This is a genomic window from uncultured Methanobrevibacter sp. (assembly GCF_902769175.1).
Taxonomy (GTDB): Archaea; Methanobacteriota; Methanobacteria; order Methanobacteriales; family Methanobacteriaceae; genus Methanobrevibacter.
This window is the reverse complement of record NZ_CACXNW010000012.1, coordinates 23,603-43,847: the sequence shown is the minus strand read 5'-3', so window position 1 is coordinate 43,847 and position 20,245 is coordinate 23,603. Positions and strand designations below refer to the sequence as shown.

Sequence of the window (20,245 nt, the reverse complement as noted above, 5' to 3'; positions counted from 1 at the left end):
ATCTCAAATTATTTAAAAAAATATTTAAATCATTAAAAATATTAGATTATTAAAAATTATAATTATTTTCATGCATAAAGGTGAAAAAATGGAATTAAACTTCAGACTTAATATGGGTGGAGAAGACTTGGTTATAGGAATCGCACAAGACTACCAAACAAATGAAGTATTAATGGTGGCTTTCATGAATAAGGAAGCTGTTGAACAGACCTTAAAGACTAAAAAGGCTCATTATTACTCTACATCAAGACAAAAGCAATGGCTAAAGGGAGAAAGCTCTGGAAATGTCCAAACTGTTAAAGAAATGTATATTGACTGTGATGCAGATGCTATCATCATGAAGGTGGATCAGATTGGGGCAGCCTGTCACGAAGGATACAGATCTTGCTTCTTTAGGCAAATCGACATTGACAAGGAAAATATTGACATTGACAATATTACTGATGAAGATATAGAAATCATTTCTGAAAGATTGTTTGATCCAAAGGAAATGTATGGATAAAATAAATTATAATAATAAATATTGAAATAGACCTCAATGGAGGTGAAAATATGGATTTTAACGAATATGACTATGATAGCGCATATAATGATGAATATGATTACAGTGATGAAATCAAAAGAATTGTACCTGATACAAGTGCAATCATAGAAGGAAGTGTAGAAAAGATCATTAAGGAAAAAGGATTGAACTATCCTGAAATAATCATACCTGAAGCTGTAATCGCTGAACTTGAACATCAAGCAAACAATCAAAGACCTACAGGAATAAGAGGTCTTGAAAATATAAAGAAACTACAGGATTTAGCTGAAATTGGAAAATTATCCATAAGAATCACTGGAAGAAGACCTACCAAGTTTGAAAAGGACAATGCAAAGCTTGGAGAAATAGATGGATTAATCCGAGATGTAGCTAAAGATGAATTGGCATTATTATTAACAAGCGATAAGATTCAAGCTAAAACTGCTTAAGCACAAGGAATACCTGTAATCTACTATGCACAGGAATACAAAGGTGCAATTGACTTAAAGATAGTTAAATTCTTTGATAAAGACACAATGAGTGTCCATTTAAAGGAAAATGTTGTTTCTATGGCTAAAAAAGGAAAGCCAGGACATATTGAACTTGTAAAGCTTGCAGATGAAAAATTCACATACAAGCAATTGGAAAACATTGCTGAAGAGATTTTGGAAAAGGAAAGATACGATCCAAAAACCTATCTTGAAGTAGATAAGGAAGGAGCCATCGTTGTACAATCAAGAGACCTTAGAATATCAATAGCAAGACCTCCATTCTCTGAAGCTCTTGAAATCACTGCAGTAAGACCTGTTGCTGAAGTATCACTAGACAAATACCATTTATCAAATAAGCTGATTGAAAGATTGACAAACAGTGCAAGGGGAATTCTCATTTCAGGTTCTCCGGGAGCAGGTAAAAGTACATTTGCTCAAGCAATAGCTAAATTTTACGATGAAGACCTAAACAAAGTTGTAAAGACCATGGAATCTCCAAGAGATTTGCAGGTGGGAGATACAATAACCCAGTATGCTCCTCTTGAAGGGGATATGGAAAATACAGCAGACATACTTCTTCTTGTAAGGCCAGACTTTACCATTTACGATGAGCTTAGGAAAAACCATGACTTCAAGATATTTGCAGACATGAGGCTTGCAGGTGTTGGAATGATTGGAGTCGTTCATGCTACAAGACCTATTGATGCAATTCAAAGGATTGCAAGCAGAGTGGACTTAGGTACAATTCCATCAATTGTAGACACTACAATATATATTGAAAATAAGCAAATACGAAAGTTTGCTTGTTCCAAGTGTTGCATTGTAGACACTACAATATATATTGAAAATGGTGAAATATCTGCAATCTATGAAAACAAGCTTACTGTAAAGGTTCCAAGTGGAATGGAAGAGAGAGACTTGGCAAGGCCAGTTATTGAAGTTAGAGACTTTGAAACAGGAACACTTGTAAATGAGATCTACACCTATGGTGAACAGACCATTGTAATGGATATTGGAATGGTTGAAAAATCCAAACAGGCAAAAATGGAAAAGGAAAAGACTCCAGTCCAATTGATAGCAGAGCGTGAAATCTTAAGAACCATGAAAAGAATTGCCCCTAAAGCAGCAATTGAAGTAAGCATGGAAAACGATAGAAGAGTAAACGTTTACATGACTGAAAAGTACATTGCAAAAATCATTGGAAAGGGAGGCAAAAGAATTGCAGAGCTTGAAGAGGATATTGGAATCAGCATAAATGTTGAGCCTCTTGAAAAGGCACCTGACAGCTTTGCAGAAAGGCTTTCAAAAAAATCCAAGAAATCTAAATCCAAAAAGGAAAAGAAAGACAAGCATAAGAAGTCTAAAAAATCCCAATTGAAAGAATATAATGACCATATAAAGGATTATGCAATTGATGAAAGCAAAAAGGATTACAGCAAGGAAAATTATATTGACTTAATGGAAGAGACAGAAGAATATGATGATGAGTATGATGAAGGAGAAACTTCAGAATTCTATTACGAAGTCTTCGAATTGTTTCCAGAAATGAGAAAAGACCACCTTGTATTGCCTATTGGCAAGAAATTCGTAGGAAGTTCATTTGATATCCTTTTGGAAGACAAATATTTGTTTACAGCAACTGTAGGCAAAAGAGGTTATGTGAAGTTAAATAAGAACCTTGACTTAACTGATGAAATCTTAGATGGTTTGGATAAAGGTTTAAGGGTTGTTGCAAGAGTTAGAGACTAATTAAAGACATTAAATGATTGAAATACTCTTGCAAAAATAAATACAAAATATAAATATTCAAAGTGCCATTGGCAAAAAAGAGTGGAGATATAATGAAATTAGGAGCTTCAATATTCCCTAGAAAGTTAATTCCAATAGAAGAGTCATTAGATTACTTCGAATCTAACAGATATATTGATTATATGGAAATATTTCATGATTATCCTAACAGGGAAATTAATGATGAAAAGGAGCTTATTGATTTAATAAACTCTTATAACTTAAAATATACAGTTCATGCTCCATTTATTGAAGTAAATCCCGCTTCTATTAATCCTGCTCTTTCAAAAGATTCAATCAATGAAATAAAAAGATCAATTGACCTTGCAAATGAACTGGACAGTGATATTGTTGTAATTCATCCTGGAAGAAGCATTTTCGATAATGACAATGAATATATGGATGAAGTCTATGCTATCGCAGAAGATAGCTTAAAGACCATAGGAGATTATGCAAAGGACAATGGAGTTATTACCTGCATTGAAAACCTTCCAAAAATAAGAGGATTTATGTATCAGGACATATATCAATTGCAGGAATCATTGGAAAGAATCAATCTTCCAATGACATTGGACATTGGTCATGCATACACAGCAGGATTTGCTGTTGATGACCTATACTTTAAAAACATCAAACATATCCATATCCATGACAATGATGGAGTTCATGACTCCCATCTTCCATGGGGAGAGGGAATAATAGACTTTAAAAGATTCTTTGAAATATTTTCCAAAAATGGCTATGATGGAATATATAACCTTGAATTGAGTTCCAAGGATTATGTGGAAAAAAGCATCCAATACTTGAAAGGATTAAAATTGATTTAATGATTTCATATAAATCATATTATTAAAATAAAAAAAAGCATTTAAAAAATCTTAAAAAGATCATAGGAATCATTAATGCTTTGAATAAAAAAAATATTTAAAAACTCTTAAAAATTTATAATTATAAATTAATGAGGTAAAAAAATGAAAATAGGAGCTTCAATGTTAGCAACAGAAGACAGAACAATTGAAGAAGCTTTAGAATACTTCGATAGCAATAAATATATTGATTATGTTGAAATAGTGCATGATTATCCTTATAGAGGAATTAATGAGGATACTGAATTAATAGACATCATTAACTCATATGACTTGAAATATACTGTTCATGCTCCATTTATTGACATCAATATCGCTTCCTTAAATCCTGCCATTGCTGATTTTTCCGTTAGCGAAATAAACAGGTCAATCGACCTTGCAAACATGATTGACAGCAATCTTGTTGTTGTTCATCCAGGAATTCTCGGATTTCATGGAAGGGGAAGGGAAGACATTGTTTATAAAATATCAGAAGAACATCTGAAAGTCATTGGTGACTATGCTAAGGATAATGGAGTTGATGCATGTATAGAAAATCTTCCAAACATTACTGACTTCATGTTTATGGATGTGAATCAAATGAATGACACATTGCTGAAGCTTGACCTTCCAATGACAATGGATATAGGCCATGCCCATACAAATGGCTTCACTCCTGATGAAATTTACTTCGACTCAATTAAACACATACATGTGCATGATAATCCAGGGGATGATGACACACACCTTGCATTAGGTGATGGGACTTTTGATGTAAATGGGTTCTTTGATGTTTTTACTAAAAATAAGTATGATGGCATCTACATGTTAGAGTTAATGTCTATAGATTTCATTGAAAAAAGTTTGGAATATATGAAAAATTTAGGTTTGATATAAATAAAACTTAAAAAAAGCATTATACAAATTAGCATATATGTAAAATAAGAAAATAAATTATAATTATAACAATTACAAAAATTACATAAAAACAAAAAGGTTAGAATATGTGGAATGAAGAAATTGAATGCATGTCAAGAGAAGACATTTTTGAACTTCAATTGAAGAAGTTGCAGGCAACTGTTAAAAGGGCATTTGACAAGATTCCCTTTTATAATGAAAAGTACACCAATGCAAATGTCTTCCCAGAAGATATAGAAACTTTAAAGAACATTGAAAAATTGCCATTCCTTACTAAAGATGACTTAAGGGCATGTTATCCATTTGGAATGTTTGCAGTTGATAGAAAGGAAATCATTGAAGTACACTCATCTTCAGGAACTACTGGAAAACCTGTAGTTAGCGGATACACCCAAAAAGAGATTGACAATTGGGGAGAAATCGTTGCAAGAGGACTTACAATGATGGGTCTTGATAGTGATGACATTATCCAAAACACACACGGTTACGGTTTGTTTACTGGAGGATTCGGGGTTCATTATGGAGCTCACAGATTAGGAGCAACAATCATCCCTATTTCAACTGGACAGACAAGAAGACAAGTTGAAATCATGGCAGACTTTGGAAGCACATGCCTTATATTCACTCCATCCTATGGTATCTACTTAGGTGAAGTTGCTAAAGAGGAAGGAATAGACTTTGATGAGCTAGGGCTTAAGGCAATTGGTTTTGGAGCTGAAATGTGGACTGCAGAAATGAGAGACAGAATCGAAGAAACATTCAAGACTAAAGCATATAATATCTATGGCCTTACAGAATTGATGGGTCCAGGTATTGGTATGGAATGCTGTGCACAAAATGGTTTGCACATTGCTGAAGATTTCTTCTATCCTGAAATCATTAATCCAAAAACAGGAATCAGATTGCCTGAAGGAAGTCATGGAGAGTTGGTATTGACCAATCTTGAAAGGGAAAGTATGCCTGTAATCAGATTTAGAACCAAAGACCTTACAGCACTCCACTATGATACCTGCGAATGTGGAAGAACACTTGCAAGAATGGAAAGGATTACTGGAAGGTCAGATGACATGCTTAAGGTCAAGGGAGTTGCTGTATTCCCATCACAAATCGAAAAGGCACTTCTTAAGGTCAGCAACATAGAGCCTCACTACCAAATCATTGTTACAAGACCTGACATAATGGATGAAATTGAAATCAAGGTTGAAGCTTCTGAATCTCTTTTCTCAGATGACATCAAGGAAATGATAAGTGTAAAACGAAAAATAGGCGAATACATTCAAAATGAAATTGGAATTGCAGTTAATGTTAGCTTAGTGGCTCCTAAGAGCATTCCAAGAAGCACAAAAGGTAAGATTCAAAGAGTTATCGATAAACGTAATTTACATTAAACGGGGAGATAATAATGTATAAAATAACACAATTGTCTATATTTTTAGAAAATAAAAGGGGAAAATTATATCGTGTTTTAGATTTGCTTGCAAAAAATGACATTAACATCAGAGCATTGTTTTTAGCAGACACCACTGAATTCGGCATATTAAGATTAGTTGTTCAAGATCCTATAAAAGCTAAGGAAGTTCTTGAAAGCAATGATTACATTGTTAAAAACACTCCAATTATTGGAGCTGAACTTGATGACACTCCAGGCGGACTTTCATCTGTTTTAAAAATCTTAAAAGATGAAGGAATAGACCTTGAATATCTATATGCTTTTACTCATGAAAAGTCTGATAGCGCAATTCTCCTATTGCAAGCCAAAGATTTGGATGAATTGATTGGTATTTTAAATGCTTATAAGGTGCCTTTAGTACCTGCAGAAGAAGTTTATAATTTATAATAATTATAAACTCTTTTTTTCTTTTTTTAATAAATAATACTTATAACAACTTCTTTTAATAATTAATCAAAAAATAATCAATGTTATTATTAAACAATTAATAAAACAACTTCTTTTAATAATTAATCAAAAAATAATCAATTTTATTATTAAACAATTAATAAAACAACTTTTTTTAATAATTAATCAAAAAATAAACTTTTTTAAAATGTAAAACACTATTTTTAAAGAAAACAATCCAATATGTGAAATTAGTATGAAAAAATAGAAAAAATATTTAAAATATTAAAAATAGTAAAAAAATTAAAAAAATTAAAAATAGTGAAAAAGTAAAAAAGTAAAAATTAAAAAAGAGTTAAAAATCAAATAAATAAAAAAATATTAAATTTTTTTAAAGTTTAATTATCTGATTTTAAGCTTTCTCTTACTTCATCTGTAAGCTTTCTTATTTCTTCAGCAGCCTTTTGGAACTTGACTGTTTCATAATCATTCATGCGAATAGGAACAATCATTGCGATTCCCTTCTTGTACATGACTGCTGGAACTCCTAAGGCCACTCCATTAACATCTGTTATTTCACCATCCAGATACAAACTTACAGTCAATATCTTATGAGTATTGGTTATTACTGTTGTAATCAAGTTGGAAATAGCATAAGCAGGACCATATTCAGTAGCTCCCTTTTTAGAAATAATGGTGTTTCCTGCATTCCTAAGAGTTCTTATAATCTCCTTAACATCCAATTCCACTTCCCTTATGAAATACTTCAATGGAATACCACCAATAGTAGTTGAACTTAAAAGAGGAACCATATTGTCTCCATGCTCACCGATAACCCTTGTATGGACTTCACTACTATTAATATTCAATCGTCTAGCAAAGTAATTCTTTAATCTTAGGGAATCTAAGTGATTTCCAACACCAATAACCTTTCTTCTGCTAAATCCAGAGGCATCTAATGCAATTGTAGTCATTACATCCACAGGATTTGTAGCAACTAAAATAACAGCATCTGGAGCATATTTTGCCACTTGTTTAGCATATTTAGATACAATTTTTGCATTTTCAAATGCTAAATCCCTTCTGCTCATGCCCTCTTGTCTAGGAGCACCTGCAGTAATCAATACAATGTGAGATCCTGCCAAATCTTCATAATTGCAGGATGGAGTGAGTCTACAATCAATATCTTCAGCAGCCAATGCATCATACATATCATAGCTTTGGCCCTTTGCCTTATCAATGCTTTCAGGTCTTGAGAACAGTATAACTTCACTTACTGTATCTGCTCTAGCTATATTAAAAGTAACGTTTTTACCTATTATGCCTGTTGAGCCCATTACACTTACCTTTACCATATTTAACCTCCTTAAATCTTATTCCATTAACCATTCGTAAGTAATTAAATTAATTATTTTAATATTTTTACCGAATAAAAAAAAAAATTCTAAAAATTAAAACTCATAAATATATAAAATTAAATTTCTTTTCTTATTATTTAAAATAAAAATATATTATACGTATTATTATATTTTAAAAAACTTATATTTAAGTATTAGTATTTTTAAACAGTTTCTTAACGATTTAAATGGAATATTCAATTTAAAATAGAAAATATGATTAACTTGCAGTAATAGGATAATTAAATGAAAAAAATTTAATAAATAAAATTAAAAAATAAAAAAAATAAACTTAAAAAATTTAAAATGTCTGAAAGGTCTTAAAGAAATTAAAAATTAAAAAAAATAAAATATTAAAAAATTTAAAAGACCTAAAAGGTCTAAAAGAAATTAAAAATTAAAAAAAATAAAATATTAAAAAATTTAAAAGACCTAAAAGGTCTAAAAGATAATAAAAATTAAAAAAAAAGAATTAAAAATTAATCTCCCTTAAATATTTAGCGGTTATGCTTTCTTTTGAATCAAGAATATCCTCTAAAGTACCACAAGCTAAAACATCTCCACCACAATGATTCTCATCAATTCCAATATCTATAATATAATCTGCATTGGAAATGATATCCAAATCATGTTCAATGACTATTACAGTAGCACCATTGTCTATTAATGTTTGGAAAACACTTAATAAAACCCTTACATCTAAAGGATGAAGACCTATTGAAGGCTCATCAAATATGAAAATGGAATTCCTTTGGGATTTTCCAATTTCAGAAGCTAATTTAAGCCTTTGTGCCTCTCCTCCAGATAAGCTTGGAGTGGCTTCTCCTATAGTCAAATATCCTAAACCTAAATTAGAGAATTTTCCCAGCTTATTATTAACCTTTTCCAATCCAATCAATTCATCAAGAGCTTGATCGATTGTCAATCCCATTATTTGGGAAATGGATAATCCATTAAGCAGGATTTCATCAACATCTTCACCATATCTTAATCCATCACAATCAGGGCAAGTTATCTCAACATCAGGCAAGAACTGAACATCCATGGAAATTGTACCGGTTCCATTGCAAGTAGGACATCTTAAGCTTCCAGTATTGTATGAAAAGTCAGAAGCATTGTATCCTTTTTCCTTAGAAATATCCAATTTAGCAAATTCCTTTCTTAAATCATCTAAAACTCCGCTGTATGTTGCAACAGTGCTTCTAACATTTTTGCCTATTGGAACACTATCAATCAGTTCTATCTTTTTAATTGAATCGCAATTGATGTAATCGATATTATTTGGCAATTTCTCATCATTTATCAATGATTTAACCCCAGGATATAAGCTTTCCAAAAGCATTGTGGTTTTTCCGCTTCCTGAAACTCCGCTTACAACAGTTAATTTTCCTTTAGGTATTTTTACATTCAATGGCTTTACATTATGGATTTCCCTTGTGGAAAGTTCTATTTCACCATTTTCAAACAAGTCTTCCCTATTTGACTTTTCCCTAATTATGATTTTCTCTTCATTAGATAGGAATTTGCCTATAATTGAGTTAACATTATCTTCAATTTCATCAATGGTTCCTTCTGCAATAACATTACTACTATTGTGACCTGCTTGAGGACCCATTTCTATCATATAGTCTGCCACTTTAAGTATCCTAACATCATGATCCACTAAAACGATACTGTTTCCATCTTCAATCAATCGCTCCATAACAGAAATCAGCCCATCCACATTTGATGGATGAAGACCAATGGATGGCTCATCTAAAACATATAAAACTCCAGTTGTAGGGTTTCTCAAAGTTCTAGCCAGCTGCACCCTTTGCAATTCTCCAGTAGACAAGGTATTGCTTGGCCTATCAAGGGAAATATAGCTTAAGCCTAAATCAAGAATAATATTGGCATTGTCCATAAATTCCTCTGCAATGTTTTTAGCCATATCCTGCATTTCCAAAGGCAGATCATTAATTATCTTTGGAATCCAATTGACCAAATCCTTTAAAGTCATTTTAGAGGCTTCGCTTATGTTTATTCCACCTAATAAAGTGGAGTTTGCCCTTTTGTTTAATCTTGTGCCGTTGCACTCTCGACAAACTTCAGTTTTCAAATATTTATTTATTCTTTGAAGGCCTTTTTCTGTTTTAGCCTTTTTCAAAGCTTCTTCAACTGCTTTGTGAGCATTTCTATATTCTGCATTCAATTCAAATAATTTTCCATTTTTAGAAGGTATGTTAATATATCTCTTTACTGAAGGTCCATTATAAACGATTTCCTTCTCCTCATCACTTAAATCCTTAAATGGGACATCCACTCTAACTCCAAGCTCTCCAGCTACATGATACATCCAACTGATACTTTTTCATAAGCATGTTCCTTATTTGTGATAGTATGCTCCAGCTACATGATACATCCAACTGATACCGAACATATTCCATGATTCAACTGCCCCTTCCTCTAATGTCTTGTTTTCATTTGAAACAAGAGTTGAATCATCAATAACTCTTTCTATACCGGTTCCTCCACAGTTAGGGCATGCACCATCTGAATTGAAGGCATACTCTTCTGCTCCAAGACCATAAAATTTCTCACCACATTCTTCACATTCCAATTCAATTTCACGGGCTACATTAAGTGAAGGCTTGAGAATATGCCCATTTGGACAAATGTAATTTCCACAACGGGAGTATAATAATCTTAAGGAATTTAAAAGTTCTGTAGATGTGCCAAATGTACTTCTGATATTAGGAACATTTGGCCTTTGATGAAGTGCAAGAGCTTCTGGAACAAATTGAACTGATTCAACATTTGCCTTCTCAGCTTGAGTGATTCGCCGTCTTGTATATGTGGATAATGCTTCCAAATACCTTCTGGATCCTTCTGCATACAATACCCCAAGTGCCAATGAGGATTTGCCGCTGCCAGATACGCCAGAAATCGCCACTATCTTTCCAAGAGGAATATCCACATCAATGTTCTTTAAATTGTGTACTTTTGCTCCCCTAACTAAAATTGCATCCTTATACATAATAAAACCTTAAAACAAAGAGAATGAAAAAAAAAAAAAAAAAAAAAAAAAAAAAAAAAAAGTTCCAGTTAAAATAACTGGAAATGCTTTAATCAAAATTCACTTAGAAATTTCGATAGCTTGAAACTTATTCTTCAGTTCCACGACCAGCAAACTCTTCATTGAGTTTGTATAAAATAGATTTGTCGTCACCAGCTAATTTAAGTTTAGCTAAGTTTTCCATAGCATTTTCTTCTTCTTCAACTTGTTCTTCAACGAACCATTGTAAGAAGTTGTTGGTTGCATGGTCTTTTTCTTCAATAGCTAAATCGACTAAATCATTAATTAAGCCAGTAACCATTTGTTCATGTTCTAAAACATGAGTGAATGCTGCAAGAGGAGAATCCCATTCAGTTTGTGGAGCGTCAATTGCAGTAAGGGTGACGCTTGCTCCTCTCCTAATGATGTAATCATAGAATTTCATTCCATGTTCAAGTTCTTCTGCAGCTTGAACTCTCATCCAGTTAGCAAATCCTGCTAAGTCGATGTCTTCAAAGTAAGCTGCCATAGATAAGTATAAGTATCCGGAATATACTTCTGCGTTTAATTGAGCATTTAATGCTGCTTCCATTTTTTCGTTTACCATTATAACACCTAATATTAAAAAAATATTTTTTATTAAATTAAACATTGAAAATGATAATTTAATAAATGATTTAAAAAATTTATTTATTCATCTACGAAATCTTCTATTGCTGCACCACATAATGGGCAAACCCAATCATCAGGTAAGTCTTCAAATGCAGTTCCTGGTTCCACACCATTATCTGGGTCACCAACATCAGGATTATATTCGTATCCGCAAATATCACATACAAAAACCATATTTTCACCTTTTTTTAGAATTTAAAAAAATAAAAATCAGTATGCATAAGATTCAATTTAAAAATCTAAGAATTTATTGTTCTCTGAACATTCTTTTGATAGCACCGCATAAAGGACATTTGAAATCTTCAGGTACGTCATCCCAAGCAGTTCCTGGAGCAACATCTCTTCTTGATTCGACTTTTTCAGTGTCAAATATGTATCCACAAACAGTACATTTGTATTCTGCCATGATTTTACCTCCAATAAATAATTAATAATATTTATGCTATTAATGATATATAAAATGTTTTATTTTATTACAACTTATTTTATTAAAGATTGAAAAGTAATAATTGATTTAATAAAAGAATTGAACAATGCTGGAATTAATGCTAAAAACTGATTTTCCTTGGAGAAAATTAAATAAAGAGCAGAAAGAGAAAATAAAATTAAAAAAATTAAAATTAATTATTAGAAAAAAATAGAAAAAATACAAAAAAGCATTATGAACATTAAAATCAAATAAAAATAGAAAAAAAGAAAAAATGAATAGTATAATTATTTAACTAAGATTACAGGAACCTTAGAAACTTTCAATGCATTTTTTGCTACACTTCCTATCTTAGAGTAATCAATGTTTTCTTCCTTTTCTGTTGATTTGCCAAATGCTCCAAAAACAGCAATATCTGGATTTATTTTTCTAATCATGGTTGCCATGTCTTGAATAGGATCTGCAGTGATGATATGCTCCACTACAACTACATCATTTTCCTTTCCTTTAGCTGTAATATCATCCAAAACTGCTCCACCAGCATCATCCATGTCATCATATGTGAAATCAAGGCCAAAATCCATTACATATAAAGCAGAGATTTTTGCACCATATTTGCTTGCCAAATCAATGGCTAAATCTACAGCATTATCTCCACATTTGGAACCATCACTAGCAACTAAAATATTCTTAAACATATTATCATCTTTAAAAGAAAAAATTACTATTTAATTGATTATAAAAAATCATTTTATTGAATTTTAAAAAATAAAAAAATTAAAAACAATTAATAATTAAAAATATTCAAACTATTTAATCTATTTAAAATAATTAAAAATATTAAAATAATAAATTTTTTAAATTAATTTAAAAATTAAAATGATTAAATTTATTAAAATAATTTAAAAATTAAAATAATTAAATAAAATACTGATTACATTAAGTAATCAGCTTTACAGAATCCAATAAAGTCATCCACTAATCTGTCAACATCTTCAGTGTCATCCTTAAGCAATCCTTGGTCAATGAATATTGCCCTATTACTTAATTCCCTAATGAAGTCTGTATTATGTGAAACCATTACGATAGTGGTTCCAAACTCTTTGCATATTTTCTTAAGTGAGTTTGTAACTGTTCTTAAGGTTTTTGGATCCAAGTCTCCAAATGGCTCATCTAAAAGCAAAATGTCTGGTTTAGAGACAAGAACAAGAGCAAGCATAGCCCTTACCTTTTGACCACCAGATAATTCAAAGGATTTTCTTCCTAAAATGTCCAAAGGCAAGTCAAGAGCTTCAAACAAGTCTTCAACTTGTTCCTTGATTTCAGTTTCAGGGAATTTAGGGAATAACTCATCTAAAATGCTTGGTTCAAGTCCTATTTGTTCAAGACGGGCTTTTGCTTCCCTTTCTGGAAGGTCTGTTAATTGATATAATGCATCAAGGAGTATATCTGGCAAGCCTTCTTCCTTAGCTCTTGCTTTAGCTTCTTGAACCATATCCCATCTTTTATATCCTAATTTAACAGCTAATTGACTTTGAACAGTTGCCCAGTAATCCAATGCAAATTCCTGATGCATGAAACCTAAGTTTCTTCTGACTTCCATCCTATCAAGGCTTGCTTTTCTAATGTCTATCCATTTGGTTACAGTTTCTCCATCCTCTTCCTTTTCAAGCTTGAATATGACATCACCTTCATCAGGTACATCCATACCACCTAACATACGAAGAAGAATTGTCTTTCCTGCACCACTTGGACCTACCAAAGCAAGGACATTTCCTCTTTTTACTTCAAAGCTAACGTCCTTCATATGCAAAACGTTTTTGCCTTTAAGCAAATAGAATCTTTTATCTAAATCACATGCTTTTATAAGAGTTTCATCAGTTGATTCAAGCTCAATGTCAATAGGGTCTTCAATATCAGAAAGGAACTCATCTATAATTTCATCAACATCTCCTTCTTTTGCAATTTCTCCATTCTGCAATAGAATTACCCTATCAGCAAGGAACTTATGAATTTCAGGTAAGTGAGACACTAAAATAATGGTGATTCCCAATTCTTCATTTATCTTTTTGACAGCATCCAAGATTTCCTGTTTTGTTTTAGGACATGCCATTGTAGCAGGCTCATCAAGAAGCATTACTTTAGGTTTTTTTGCAAGTTGCCTTGCCATAATGAGTCTTTGCTTTTCCCCACCACTTAATACAGAAGCCAAATGGCCGGATTTTTCCTTTAAACCTACAAGATCCAATATTTCATATGCTTCCTTGTCAAACTGATCGTGAGCCAATTCAAAATCAGTTCCTGCTTCATCACCATATTTGGCACCATATAATTTTCTTACAACATTATCTAATGCAGTTTCAGGCCAAATACCAAAGGACCTTTGCAAGTGAATTGCAGTTTCCTTTTTGACTTGATTGAAATAAAATTGAGAGGAATCAGGCTTTAAGGTGTATCTATCTACTCTAACTTCACCTTCATCGAATTTTTCCACCCCTCTTAAAATTCTCAAAAGAGTTGTCTTTCCAGAACCGCTTGTTCCTAAAATACCTACAATCTCTCCTTCTTTAACATCAAGATTAATATTATTTAGGGCTATTACTTTTTCCCCGTTAGCTAATTCATATGATTTAGTAAGATTTTTAATACTTATCATTTTACCACGATTTAAATTTTTAAAATGATTATTATTTAATTAGAATAATTAATTGATTTATTAATTACTTATTAAAACATTTATACATAGTATAATATTATAAGTACCTATATTTAAAACCTTTTCAAAAATATTTTACTTAAAAAAGCAAGAAGTGAAAAAATCCATTCAAGTAATTAATTTTCCAATTCCTTTAATTTTTTACAAAAAATCTCATTGGATTTAAGCAATATAATCAAATTTTTCCATAGATTCAGATAAGATTCTCTTAAATTGTTAAAATCCTTTAAAAATAATTTATATAGACTATGATTAGCTTCTAATGACTTTTCTTCATTGATTATATAAATTACTAAATTGCTAAGATTTTCAAATTCCGGATCATTGACTAAATGCAAATAATTTTTTGAATTTGGAAAATATGTATTTACTAATCTTAAAGTTTCATTTACTAAACCTTCCATTTCATAATTTTTTTCAATATAATTGCAAATTTCATTAGGATTTATTAATTCCGGACTGAATTTATCATTTTCACAATAAATGGTATTAGACAACATTATTTCTGAATTATCTAATGATTTTTCCTTTTTTCTAAATTCATACATCTTTTTTCCTCCATTTAATCAAAATTATATTTAATATTCAAATTAAAACCGTTTTTCATTAAATCAAATAAAAAAAATCAATGTAAATAATTTAAATTTAATTTTAACCACAAATAATGATTTATTCTTATCATATATAAATATTTTAGGTTTATATTAATTAAAAACTATTATTTAATTGTTATATCATAATTAAACTCTTAAAAATTAGTTTTAATTTTCATAAATAGTTAACTATACATAAAAAAATAATTAAATATAAAAATAAAAATTTATAAAATATCACTAAAAAATATTAAAAAGATTCTAAGCAATCAATAAATTTTAAAATAATTAAAATATAAAAAAGGAGATAAAACATGTCATTTAGTTTAGAAAGCATTAGAATTAAGGCTGGAGGAAAATATGAAACCATCTATACCACCATGAATAAGGCAGGTGAAATGGATGCAGCCCCAATAGGATTGAAATGTGTAGATGACTATGCAGTTCTTGCTCGCATATTCGAAGGAAGCAAAACATTGGAAAACATTAGGGAAACCGGCATTTTTGTAGTAAACATTACAAGCGATCCAAGTGTCTTTGCACGTTCATTATATGGCAATTTAGAGGAAGATGAGTTTGTTCGTGATGATGACATAGTTTATATGAAAAATGCAGATGCATACTTCATAGCACTTGTAAAATCAATTGAAGATAAGGAAATAGGCAAGGACCATGTAAATGATGGTGCTATGTTCAGCATTATCAATGCAGAATCCATTAAGATCATAATCAATAAGCCAGGAACAAAAGCTCTTAACAGAGGAATCTTTGCATTTTTAGAATCTCTTGTTGACTATTCAAGAATTGATATCATCGATGATGAGAAAAAGGATGAATACATCAAAAAGTTCAAGGAAAATGAAAGGCTGATTGATGTAGTTGCAGAGGATGATGTAAAAGAAGCAATGAATGATTTAAAGAAAAGATTAATCGAAATGGGAGTTGAATTATAGAAAAAAATATTTTAAATAAAAAAAAGGAGTTAAATTATAGAAAAAAAAATATTTTAAATGAAAAAAAGGAGTTAAATTATAGAAAAAAATATTTTAAATGAAAAAAAGGAGTTAAATTATAGAAAAAAATATTTTAAATGAAAAAAGGAGTTGAATTTTAGAAAAAAATTTAAATGAAAAAATAAAAAAATTAAAATTCAACAGGGTAAAACTCAGTATACATAGAGTTCCTTTCTATAGGTTCCCTACCTAAGTTTTTAATTAATTTAGTTAGGTCTCTAATACTTGCATTCACACCATCTGGAGCTCCAGAAGCTGCAGATAATTCATCGCCACCTAAAGTTCCACCTAAATCATTTCCACCAGCCATAAGAGCCACTTGTGAAAATCTGAAACCTAATTTTACCCAGGAAATTTGAATGTTTGGAATTATGTCCCTAAACATTAGTCTTGCCACTGCATAAAGCTTAAGGTCTTGACTTCCAGTTGCTCCCAAATCCCTTTGACCTTCAAGGAATATTGGTGAGTGCTCATGCATAAATGTCATAGGAATGAATTCATTGAAACCGCATGTATCAAGTTGAATCTGTCTTAGAATATCCAAATGCTCAACTCTCTCTTCAATAGTCTCTATATGACCATACATCATAGTTGCAGAACCGGTTATTCCTGCCTTTTGAGCTATTTTCACTACATCAATCCATTCCTGTGTAGTTACCTTTTTTGGACAGATTATCTCTCTTGACCTATCTGTCAATATTTCAGCTGCAGTTCCAGGCAAAGTATCCAAACCTGCCTTTTTCAATACCTTAAATGCCTCATCTACTGGCATTTCACTATTTAATGCAGCATCTCTAATCATGGTTGGTGAAAATCCATGAATCTCAACTTTAGGATAATGAGACTTGAGAAGTTTTAGAATATGCTCATAATAGTCAACTGTTGCATCTTCAAGCACTCCACCCATTACAGTGAATTCACGAGCTCCATCACGATAGCCACCTTCAGCTTTCTCCAAAATGCCTTCATCATCCAGAAGGTAAGCTTCAGGATCATCTGGATCCTTGCCAAAAGCACAAAATCCACAACGGACATGACAGATGTTTGTAAAGTTAATGTTGCAGTTATTGATAAAGCTAACCTTATCCCCAACTATCTCTTCACGAACTGCATCTGCAGTAGCTAAAAGCGGATAGATTTCTGAACCCTTTAGATTCATTAAGTAATTCCCATCTTCAACTGAGATAGGCTCATCAAAAGCACTATCTAATATTTTCTTAGTTTTGGATGCCACATTAATTCTATTGTTCATAATTTTAAATCAGTTCTATATAACATATAAACTTTTCTATGAAAATTTAAAAATAATTAATTAAAACTATTTAAATTTATTAATTTTAATTAAAAATTGATTAAATTATTAATAAAGATATTTTAATTATTATTAATTAAATTAAGTCAAAAAATATTTAATATTAATCCAAATGTCTATTTTTATACATTATTTAATATTGAATTTAGATTAATATTAATAATTAGATAAATTATATTTATTAGATTAAATTAGATTAATAAGATTAAATTAACTAAATTAGTTAAATTAAACTAAATTAGTTAAATTAGATTAAATTAGACTAAAATAGACTAAAATAGACTAAAATAGACTAAAATAGACTAAAATAGACTAAAATAGACAAAATTGTAATTGGGAATTAAATGAAAAATACTAATAATATAAATTAAATGATAAATACTAATAATATAAAAAATAAATAAGTATACAATGAAAAAAGTAACACGTGGCTTATTAATTGGAAGAATGCAACCTGTTCACAATGGCCATATACAGATTATAGAAAAGACATTGAATTATGTTGATGAAGTTGTAATCGGTATTGGAAGCGCTCAATTAAGCCATGAGCTAAAAGATCCATTTACTGCAGGTGAAAGAGTAATGATGATGTCCCAAGCATTGGATGATTATGATATCGATCCTAAAAGGTATTATATCATTCCTATTGAGGATGTCAATAGAAATGCATTATGGGTTGCTCAAGTCAAAATGTTAACTCCTCCTTTTTCTAAAGTCTATAGCGGAAATGCACTTGTTAAAAGATTATTTAAAGAGGATGGCTATGAAATCTATCAACCAGAGCTGTTTGACCGTGAAGTATTGTCAGGAACAGAAGTCCGAAATAGAATCCTAAATGATGGCGATTGGAAATCTCTTGTTCCTAAAGCTACCATTGATGTGATTGAAGAGATTGATGGAGTTAATAGAATTAAGGAATTGAGCATAAAAGAATTAAGTGAAAAATAATTCATACAATTTCTATTTTTTTAGGATAATTTTATAACAATAGTTATATTTATTAGCCAATAAATTAAATATATTAATAAAAATAGACAAAATATCTTTAAGTTAAAACTTAATTATATTTATTAAATATTTTTTTAAATTAGGATGATAAAATGGTAATTAAAATTGTAGAAAAAGATGAAGAATACTTTACTATTGGAGATTTAATTGAAGAGATAAAAAAATCACAAAGAGTAGATGAAGCAGGAGCCATTTACAGTTTTGAAGGAATTGTAAGAGGTACTGAAGAAAATAAAACTGTAGACAAACTTACCTTAAGTCTTCCAGATAAGGAAAAGGGATTAGCTGAAATTGAATCAATTGTAGAAACAGCTAAAGTCAAACATGGAGTATTTGAAATAAGCGTAATCCATTACATTGGAGAGTTTTACACAGGAGACCAATTGTTTTTAGTGGTTGTTCTTGGTCCTCATAGAGGAGAAACCTTAGATGCTCTTACTGAAGTTATTGAAAGAGTAAAACATGAAATCGACTTTAAAAAAGAAGAGCTTTCCAATGAAGGAACAAAAGTGATTATGGCTGGAGGTTAATTCCTCTTTCCACTATTTTTTTTAAAAAAAAACTAAAAAACTAAAAATATTACATTATAATAATATTAATACTTAAAATTTCTTTTATTCTAAAAACATAAAATACTATTTTTAAAAAAGATTTTACCTTAAAAAAAAAAGATTTGAGACTTTTAAAAAGATTTGAGTTAAAATTAAAAAAAAGATTAAAAGACTTTTAAAAAGATTTGAATTAAAATTAAAAAAAAAGATTAAAAGACTTTTAAAAATGAGCATACTTGAAATTAAAAAATATTAAAAAAAGATAGATCTAAAAATCTATAAATACATAAAACTTATTTTAATTGAATAATCCTATTAAATAATTAAAAATAAATTATAATATGATATTCCATTAAAACTAACTAAATACTATAAAACTAATTTTAAAAAGTTGATAAAGTAAATAGAATAAATCTATTTAGCTACCATAACTTCAGTAGATTTGATAATAGCTTTTACTTCATCACCAACAGCTATTTCTAAATCTTCAACAGATTCTTTAGTAATTGCTGCAGTAATTAAAGCTGGATCTTCTACTTTTATTTTAATGCTTGCCATTACAGCACCTAATTTTACACTTTCAACGGTACCTTTGATTCCATTTCTAGCACTAATTTCCATTATATCACCATTAAATTAAAAATATTTATTTAAATAAAATCGTTAAAGTAGAAAATCTATTTAGCTACCATAACTTCAGTAGATTTGATAATAGCTTTTACTTCGTCTCCTTCTTTTAAACCTAATTCTTCAGCAGATTCTCTTGTGATAACAGCAGTGATTACACCAGGTTCGGTTACTTCAATCTTTATACTTGTCATTACTTCACCTAATTTTACGTCTGCTACTTTTCCGGTTAATCCGTTTCTTGCACTAATTTCCATAATTATACCTCGATATGAATTTTACTTAAAATATGCAATTCGAAAATTGCATATATTATAATAGTTCTTTTTAGTATTTAAATATTACTATAAATAGATAAAAATAGTTTTTTTCGATTACCATATAATATACATATCGATAAATAAAATAAATCTTTTTTTATTCGATAATCAGCTAATGTAACAAGGTTAAACATTTTAAAAACCAAAAGCTATGCTAATTAACAAATTGTTCA

At 30.3% G+C, this 20,245-nt stretch carries 20 protein-coding genes and 1 pseudogene; 9 read left to right on the top strand and 12 right to left on the bottom strand.

Features of this window, described 5'->3' with window-relative positions; all coding sequences use genetic code 11:
- The first annotated feature begins 88 nt into the window (after window positions 1–88).
- The 6 genes and pseudogenes from hisI to QZV12_RS05250 all read left to right on the top strand — a co-directional run bounded on the left by hisI (window position 89) and on the right by QZV12_RS05250 (window position 6,402).
- Window positions 89–502, top strand: coding sequence for a phosphoribosyl-AMP cyclohydrolase (hisI, locus tag QZV12_RS05275; protein ID WP_295618353.1), 414 nt, complete (start codon window positions 89–91; stop codon window positions 500–502).
- 113 nt (window positions 503–615) lie between these two features.
- A pseudogene (locus QZV12_RS05270) lies at window positions 616–2,763 on the top strand (PINc/VapC family ATPase).
- Between the two features lie 92 nt (window positions 2,764–2,855).
- Entirely contained in the window at window positions 2,856–3,629 is a 774-nt protein-coding gene (locus tag QZV12_RS05265) for a sugar phosphate isomerase/epimerase (protein WP_295618350.1), read from the top strand.
- 144 nt (window positions 3,630–3,773) lie between these two features.
- Window positions 3,774–4,544, top strand: coding sequence for a sugar phosphate isomerase/epimerase (locus QZV12_RS05260; protein ID WP_295618348.1), 771 nt, complete (start codon window positions 3,774–3,776; stop codon window positions 4,542–4,544).
- A 107-nt stretch (window positions 4,545–4,651) separates the two neighbouring features.
- Window positions 4,652–5,953: a phenylacetate--CoA ligase family protein gene (locus QZV12_RS05255; RefSeq protein ID WP_295618345.1), complete on the top strand. Its 1,302-nt coding sequence runs from the start codon at window positions 4,652–4,654 to the stop codon at window positions 5,951–5,953.
- Between the two features lie 14 nt (window positions 5,954–5,967).
- A complete protein-coding gene (locus QZV12_RS05250; protein ID WP_394350723.1) occupies window positions 5,968–6,402 on the top strand; it encodes an acetolactate synthase in 435 nt (144 codons plus the stop codon).
- Between the two features lie 398 nt (window positions 6,403–6,800).
- Here QZV12_RS05250 and QZV12_RS05245 read toward each other — a convergent pair whose 3' ends face one another.
- From QZV12_RS05245 to QZV12_RS05205, 9 genes are all read right to left on the bottom strand, one after another.
- Window positions 6,801–7,757 (bottom strand): malate dehydrogenase, encoded by a 957-nt coding sequence (locus QZV12_RS05245; protein ID WP_295618342.1) that lies wholly within the window; start codon window positions 7,755–7,757, stop codon window positions 6,801–6,803.
- Window positions 7,758–8,271: 514 nt separating this feature from the next.
- Entirely contained in the window at window positions 8,272–10,134 is a 1,863-nt protein-coding gene (locus tag QZV12_RS05240) for an excinuclease ABC subunit UvrA (protein ID WP_295618339.1), read from the bottom strand.
- Window positions 10,135–10,164: 30 nt separating this feature from the next.
- The gene (locus QZV12_RS05235) at window positions 10,165–10,815 is read right to left on the bottom strand and encodes a hypothetical protein (protein ID WP_295618337.1); all 651 of its coding nucleotides are present in this window, start codon (window positions 10,813–10,815) and stop codon (window positions 10,165–10,167) included.
- 127 nt (window positions 10,816–10,942) lie between these two features.
- On the bottom strand, window positions 10,943–11,440 hold the full coding sequence (locus tag QZV12_RS05230; RefSeq protein ID WP_295618335.1) for a ferritin: 498 nt from the start codon (window positions 11,438–11,440) through the stop codon (window positions 10,943–10,945).
- Between the two features lie 83 nt (window positions 11,441–11,523).
- On the bottom strand, window positions 11,524–11,679 hold the full coding sequence (locus QZV12_RS05225; protein WP_295618332.1) for a rubredoxin: 156 nt from the start codon (window positions 11,677–11,679) through the stop codon (window positions 11,524–11,526).
- Between the two features lie 73 nt (window positions 11,680–11,752).
- Window positions 11,753–11,911, bottom strand: coding sequence for a rubredoxin (locus QZV12_RS05220; RefSeq protein WP_295618329.1), 159 nt, complete (start codon window positions 11,909–11,911; stop codon window positions 11,753–11,755).
- A 308-nt stretch (window positions 11,912–12,219) separates the two neighbouring features.
- On the bottom strand, window positions 12,220–12,630 hold the full coding sequence (locus tag QZV12_RS05215; protein WP_295618327.1) for a universal stress protein: 411 nt from the start codon (window positions 12,628–12,630) through the stop codon (window positions 12,220–12,222).
- Between the two features lie 236 nt (window positions 12,631–12,866).
- Entirely contained in the window at window positions 12,867–14,588 is a 1,722-nt protein-coding gene (locus tag QZV12_RS05210) for an ATP-binding cassette domain-containing protein (protein WP_295618324.1), read from the bottom strand.
- Window positions 14,589–14,764: 176 nt separating this feature from the next.
- Entirely contained in the window at window positions 14,765–15,196 is a 432-nt protein-coding gene (locus tag QZV12_RS05205) for a hypothetical protein (RefSeq protein WP_295618321.1), read from the bottom strand.
- A 359-nt stretch (window positions 15,197–15,555) separates the two neighbouring features.
- On the opposite strand from QZV12_RS05205, the gene QZV12_RS05200 reads away from it, so the two are divergent.
- Window positions 15,556–16,194: a DUF447 domain-containing protein gene (locus tag QZV12_RS05200; RefSeq protein ID WP_295618318.1), complete on the top strand. Its 639-nt coding sequence runs from the start codon at window positions 15,556–15,558 to the stop codon at window positions 16,192–16,194.
- 190 nt (window positions 16,195–16,384) lie between these two features.
- Here QZV12_RS05200 and cofH read toward each other — a convergent pair whose 3' ends face one another.
- Window positions 16,385–17,506: a 5-amino-6-(D-ribitylamino)uracil--L-tyrosine 4-hydroxyphenyl transferase CofH gene (cofH, locus tag QZV12_RS05195; RefSeq protein WP_295618314.1), complete on the bottom strand. Its 1,122-nt coding sequence runs from the start codon at window positions 17,504–17,506 to the stop codon at window positions 16,385–16,387.
- Between the two features lie 471 nt (window positions 17,507–17,977).
- Between cofH and QZV12_RS05190 the strand changes: the two genes are divergently transcribed.
- Both QZV12_RS05190 and QZV12_RS05185 read left to right on the top strand, forming a co-directional pair.
- Window positions 17,978–18,514, top strand: coding sequence for a nicotinamide-nucleotide adenylyltransferase (locus QZV12_RS05190; protein WP_295618311.1), 537 nt, complete (start codon window positions 17,978–17,980; stop codon window positions 18,512–18,514).
- 152 nt (window positions 18,515–18,666) lie between these two features.
- Window positions 18,667–19,104, top strand: coding sequence for a molybdenum cofactor biosynthesis protein MoaE (locus QZV12_RS05185; RefSeq protein ID WP_295618309.1), 438 nt, complete (start codon window positions 18,667–18,669; stop codon window positions 19,102–19,104).
- A gap of 435 nt (window positions 19,105–19,539) precedes the next feature.
- On the opposite strand, the gene QZV12_RS05180 is transcribed toward QZV12_RS05185, so the two are convergent.
- Window positions 19,540–19,746 (bottom strand): molybdopterin-binding protein, encoded by a 207-nt coding sequence (locus tag QZV12_RS05180; RefSeq protein ID WP_295618306.1) that lies wholly within the window; start codon window positions 19,744–19,746, stop codon window positions 19,540–19,542.
- Between the two features lie 56 nt (window positions 19,747–19,802).
- Window positions 19,803–20,009: a molybdopterin-binding protein gene (locus QZV12_RS05175; protein WP_295618302.1), complete on the bottom strand. Its 207-nt coding sequence runs from the start codon at window positions 20,007–20,009 to the stop codon at window positions 19,803–19,805.
- Between the last annotated feature and the right edge of the window lie 236 nt (window positions 20,010–20,245).